Origin of the sequence: Mycobacterium sp. 1245499.0 (assembly GCF_001673615.1) — a bacterium.
GTDB lineage: Bacteria > Actinomycetota > Actinomycetes > Mycobacteriales > Mycobacteriaceae > Mycobacterium > Mycobacterium europaeum_A.
On the sequence record NZ_LZMG01000400.1, the window covers coordinates 1 to 5,781 of the forward strand.

4 protein-coding genes are annotated in these 5,781 nt (G+C 66.3%); all 4 read left to right on the forward strand.

The features are described 5' to 3' along the window. Positions 1–2,889, forward strand: a 2,889-nt coding sequence (gene car, locus A5646_RS25055) for a carboxylic acid reductase (RefSeq protein ID WP_067024995.1), incomplete at its 5' end; no start/stop codon positions are given. Then, positions 2,889–4,061: an amidohydrolase family protein gene (locus tag A5646_RS25060; RefSeq protein WP_067024997.1), complete on the forward strand. Its 1,173-nt coding sequence runs from the start codon at positions 2,889–2,891 to the stop codon at positions 4,059–4,061. The genes car and A5646_RS25060, both read left to right, overlap by 1 nt. Further along, positions 4,058–5,293, forward strand: a complete 1,236-nt coding sequence (locus tag A5646_RS25065; RefSeq protein ID WP_067025000.1) for a Xaa-Pro peptidase family protein — start codon at positions 4,058–4,060, stop codon at positions 5,291–5,293. Before A5646_RS25060 ends, A5646_RS25065 begins: the two co-directional genes overlap by 4 nt. Continuing rightward, positions 5,283–5,781: aminopeptidase P family N-terminal domain-containing protein (locus tag A5646_RS25070; RefSeq protein WP_197505280.1), on the forward strand; the 499-nt coding region annotated here is incomplete at its 3' end. The genes A5646_RS25065 and A5646_RS25070, both read left to right, overlap by 11 nt.

Consider the following 5,781-nt stretch of genomic DNA (forward strand, 5'->3'; position numbering starts at 1 on the left):
GCGGTCGCGCGGCTGTCCGAGGCGGGCAGTGCGCTGACCATCGAGACGATCGATGCCGTCGCCACCCACGGCGCGGTCCTGCCACCCGCGCCCCTGCACGTCGCCGTGGCGGGCGAAGACCCGTTGGCCTGGGTCTTCTACACGTCGGGCAGCACCGGCACGCCCAAGGGCGCGATGTTCACCGAAAGCCTTTGTATAGGGACCTGGTTGGCGCAATCCGACCAGCCCGTCATCACGCTGAGCTACATGCCGATGAGTCACTTGATCGGTTACGGATATGTAATCCTGACCCTCGCCAACGGGGGCACCAGCTATTTCGCCGCCAAGAGCGACCTCTCGACCCTGTTCGAGGACCTGGCAATGGTGCGGCCCACCTCCATGAGCCTGGTGCCACGGGTCTGTGAGATGTTCTTTCACCACTACCAGCGCGAGCTGGACCGCCACGTCATGTCCGGTGCCGACCCCGATACCGCCCGGGCGCAGATCACCACGGCGATCCGCGAGCAGATCCTGGGCGGGCGCGTGCTGGCGGTGGGTTGCGGCTCGGCCGCGTTGTCCCCGGAGATCAAGGAGTTCATGGAGGAGGTGCTCGATCAGCACCTGCTGATCGGCTATTCGTCCACCGAGATCGCCGGCGGGATGATCGTGGCCGACGAGCACGTGCTGCGGCCCCCGGTCATCGACTACAAACTGCTCGACGTACCCGAACTCGGCTATTTCACCACCGACAAGCCTTATCCGCGAGGCGAATTGGCGGTAAAGTCGGCTCGCTTCATGGCTGGCTACTACAACCGGCCCGACCTGACCGCCACGATGTTCGACGAGGACGGTTACTACAAGACCGGTGACATCATGGCCGAGGTCGGCCCGGACCAGTTGCGTTACGTCGACCGCCGCAACAACGTGATCAAGCTCGCCCAGGGTGAATTCGTGGCGGTCTCCCGCCTGGAGGCGCTGTATTCGACCAGCGCCCTGATCCATCAGATCTACATCTACGGCAACAGCGCCCGCTCCTTCCTGCTGGCCGTGATCGTGCCGGCCGAAGGCGGCACCGACGCGTCGGCGATCGCCCGGTCGCTGCGGCAGATCGCACGCGACAACCACCTCAACGGCTACGAGATCCCCCGCGAATTCCTGATCGAAACCGAACCGTTCAGTCTGGCCAACGGCTTGCTGTCCGGCGTCGGAAAGTTCCTACGACCCAAGCTCAGAGAGCGCTACGGTGAGCGGCTCGAACAGCTCTACGCCGACATGGCCGACGACCAGCTCGGGCAGCTTCGCGCCCTGCGCACCGGCGGCGCCGATCAGCCGGTGCTGGCCACCGTCACCAAGGCGGTGCAGGCCACCCTCGGCGTGCCCGCGGCCGATGTGTCCCCGGAGGCGCGATTCATTGACCTGGGCGGTGATTCCCTTTCGGCGCTGACCTTTTCGACCCTGCTTACCGACATCTACGGCGTCGACGTTCCGGTCGGCGTGGTGATCGACCCGACCGGTGACCTGCTCACCATCGCCGACCACATCGACCGGCATCGGGACTCCGACGTACTGAGCTTCGCGTCGGTCCACGGCACCGACGGCGTCGAGGTCCACGCCGAAGACCTGACCTTGAACAAGTTCCTCGACGACGACATTTTGAAGTCCGCGACGCTGCTCCCACCGCCGACAGCCGAGGTGCGCACCGTTCTCCTCACCGGCGCAACCGGTTTCCTCGGCCGTTTCCTCGCCATGGAATGGCTCGAGGGGGTTGCGGGCAAGGACGGCAACCTGATCTGCCTCACCCGGGGTGCCGATGCCGTGCAGGCCCGTCAGCGAATCGAGGCGGCGCTGGGCTCGGATCCCACGCTGCTGGAACGCTTCCGGTCCCTCGCCGCCGATCATCTCGAAGTCGTCCCGGGTGACATCGGCAAGCCACGGTTCGGGCTGGATGAGGCGACGTGGCGGCGCCTGGCCGACACCGTCGACCTCGTCGTGCACCCGGCGGCGCACGTCAACCACGTGCTGCCCTATCGCCAACTTTTCACGCCCAATGTCGTGGGCACCGCCGAAATCATCCGGCTGGCAATCACGGCCAGGCTCAAGCCGATTCACTACGTCTCCACCCTGGGGGTCAGCGCCGTCGCCCATCAACTCGTCGACGAGGACACCGACATCCGCCGCTCGGTGCCCAGCTGCACAATCGGCGACGACTACGCCAACGGTTACGGGATCAGCAAATGGGCCGGCGAGGTCCTGATGCGCGAGGCACACGACGTGTGCGGGTTACCGATTGCGGTGTTCCGGCCCGGCATGATCCTGGCCGACAGCCGGCACGCGGGACAGATCAACGTGCCTGACATCTTCACCCGGCTGCTGTTCAGCCTGGTCGCCACCGGCGTCGCTCCGCGCTCGTTCTACCGGGGCGCTAACGATCCGGACGGCGCCCGCCCACACTACGAGGGTCTGCCGGTGGACTTCCTGGCGGACGCGATCGCCTCGATCGGGCCACGGCACGGCATCAGCTTCGACACCTACAACACGACAAATCCGCACGACGACGGAATCTCGCTGGACACCTTCGTCGACTGGATCGTCGCGGCGGGCTATCCGGTCGAGAAGATCGACGACTATCCGGCCTGGCTGGCGCGGTTCGAGACGGCAATGCGCGCGCTACCCGAACGCCAGCGCGCACAGTCCGTCCTCGGCGTGCTGGACGTCTACCGTGAACCCATGACCGCGATAGCCGGGTCGCCGGTGCCCGGGGCGCGATTCCGGGCGGCCGTCGAACATTCGGGTCGCACCATCCCGCATGTCTCGCAGCAGTTGATCGAGAAGTACCTCGAAGACCTGGAACGGATCGGTGTGCTCTCCCCCCGGTTCAAAACGCAGGTGATCGCAACGAAGGGACGATGATGTCCAGCCCAGCCCAAACGCTTTACCCCGAAGGCGTGATCGGCGCGCCCAAGGACCGCCGCGGTCACGCCGCGGAGTTCAGCACCGGCCTGCCACCCGGCACCGAGGTGTTTTCCGCCGACAATCACATCTCGGTGGCCGATGACATCTTCTACCAAGGCTTTCCCGACGAGCTCAAGGAGCAGGCCCCGCGGATCTGGTATGAGGACGGCGCGTATCTGCTCGGGTCGCCCGGGCAATCCATGGTGGTCGGCGATTTCAGCGCGGTGCTCATGCAATACGACGATCTGGCCGGGGCGGCCACGAACAACGTCGAAGCCCGGGTTCGCGAGCTCGCCGAGGACGGCGTCGACAGGGAACTGGCCTTCCCCAACGCGGTGCTCGCGCTGTTCCACCACCCTGACCACCAGATCCGCGAGCGGATCTTTCGCGTCTACAACGAGCACATCGCCGGCGTTCAGGAACGCTCCCGCGGGCGGTGCTACGGCGTCGGACTGATCAACTGGTGGGATCCGGCCGGCGCGCGCCGCACCTTGGCCGAGTTGAAGTCGTTGGGGCTCACCACGTTTCTGATGCCGATCAGCCCCGGCAACGATGCCAACGGCCAGCCCATCGACTATTCGAGCGCGGCGATGAGTGCGGTCTGGGATGAGATCGAGGAGGCCGGGCTGCCCGTCACGCACCACATCGGCGAGAGCCAGCCCAAGTTTCCCAGCGAGGTCAACAGCGTCGCGGTGGCCATGATGGTCAACATCGACTCATTCCGGGAGATGTTCTCCAAGTACATCTTCGGCGGCATCCTGGACCGGCATCCACGGTTGCGGATCGGCTGGTTCGAGGGCGGCATCGCGTGGGTGCCGACGGCCCTGCAGGACGCCGAGCACGTGCTGGCCTCCTACCGGCATATGCTGGCGCACCAGCCCGAGCGGGAGGTCCGCCATTACTGGGATGAGCACATGTGCGCCTCGTTCATGGTCGATCCGCTGGGGCTGCGGCAGATCGAGGAGATCGGGATCGACAAGGTGATGTGGTCATCCGATTATCCGCACAACGAAAGCACTTTCGGTTATTCGGAGCGGTCCCTGGCCGCGGTGGTCGACGCCGTCGGCGCGCAGGACGCCGTTCGGGTGGTCGGCGGCAACATCAGGAATTTTCTGGGGATCTCGGCATGACGAACTCGGTGGCCGCCCGCACCTCGGCGCTCGATATACCCGACGAACCCGACTGGGCCCGCATGCGCATCGAGACCGGAGCGCGGCTGCGGTCCGCCATGTCCGAGCACGGCGTCGACGCGCTGATCCTGCTGATGAACGGCTACGTCGGATACGCGACCGGGGTGAGTTGGCCGCTGTTGGACGCCGGCCTGTCCCACGTCGAGCGCCCGGTCGCCGTCGTGCTCGCCGACGACGTGCATCCACACCTGTTCATGCCGTTGCGCAGCGGGGCGTCCGCGGAGTGCCCCGTGCCCGACGACCACCTGCACGGCCCGGCCTACCTCGAGTTCGATTCCGGCGTCGAGGATTTCGCGCGGAAACTGTCCGATCTCATTCCGCCGGGGGCTGGCGTCGCCGTCGACGAACTCACCGGCGCCATGCGCCGCTCGACGTCCAAGCTGTTCCCGGGTGGGCCGCCGACGGACGCGGCGATCGTGCTCGGGGCCGCGCAACTGGTCAAGACCCGCGACGAGCTGTCCTGTCTTCGCAGGGCCGCCCGCATCACCGAACAGGCGATCGTCGACGTGCAAAAGGCGCTGAAGGCGGGCGTACGACAGATCGATCTCTCGGCCACCTTCGTGCGGCGGGCGTTCGAACTCGGTGCCACCACCAACATGCTCGAGGCCATCTGGCAGGTGATGCCGAGTTCGCGGGAAGCCGGCGTGTGGACGACGCACGGCGATCTTGCGCTTCCGCTGCTGCCCACCGACCGGGAGCTGTCCGCCGGCGACGTGCTGTGGACCGACATCAGCATCACCTACCACGGATACTGTTCGGACTTCGGCCGCACCTGGATCGTCGGCGAACGGCCCACGCCGCGGCAGCAAGATCAGTTCCGGCAGTGGCGCACGGTGCTGGACGCCGTGCTCGCCGTGACCAAAGCCGGTGTGACTTCGGGGGATTTGGCGCGCGCCGCGATCGCGGCCAACGGTGGGCGCAAACCGTGGCTGCCGCATTTCTATCTGGGTCACGGTATCGGCACCTACCCCGCGGAGGCGCCGATGATCGGAACGGATCTCGGCGAGGAGTTCGACGACAACTTCGTCTTTCCGCCCGGCATGGTGCTGGTTCTGGAGCCGGTGATGTGGGAGGACGGCACCGGAGGCTACCGCAGTGAGGAGATCGTGGTGATCACCGAAGACGGCTACGCGCCGATCACCGACTACCCCTACACCCCGTATGGCGACTGAAGTCCTGCCCGACGCGCGCGAATTGCGTTCGGGCCGAAGGGAACGGGCGCTGGCTCAGATGGCGGAGCACGACCTCGACATCCTGGTACTGGGCCGGCAGGCCAATATCCGCTACGTCACCGGCGCCCCGCAGCTATGGATTGCCGGCACCCGCCCGTTCGGCCCGATGTGTGTGCTGGTGCGCGACACCGGAGACATCTATCTCAACAGCACCGACGACGAGGGTGTGCCGGAGGAGATCGGCCACGACCACCTCTACGGGCTGGCCTGGAACCCACTGACCCTCATCGACGTCCTGAAGAAGATCGAGGGCGCCGACGCGGCACGGCGGGTCGGAACCGATGCGATCACACCGACTTTCGCGGCGTTGCTGCCCGAGGCGTTCCCCAATGCCGAGCTGGTCGACGCGGAGCCCGCCATGCGGGCGGCGCGACGCATCAAGACGCCGGACGAAATCGCGGCGATGGGCCAGGCCGTCCGGGTCGCCG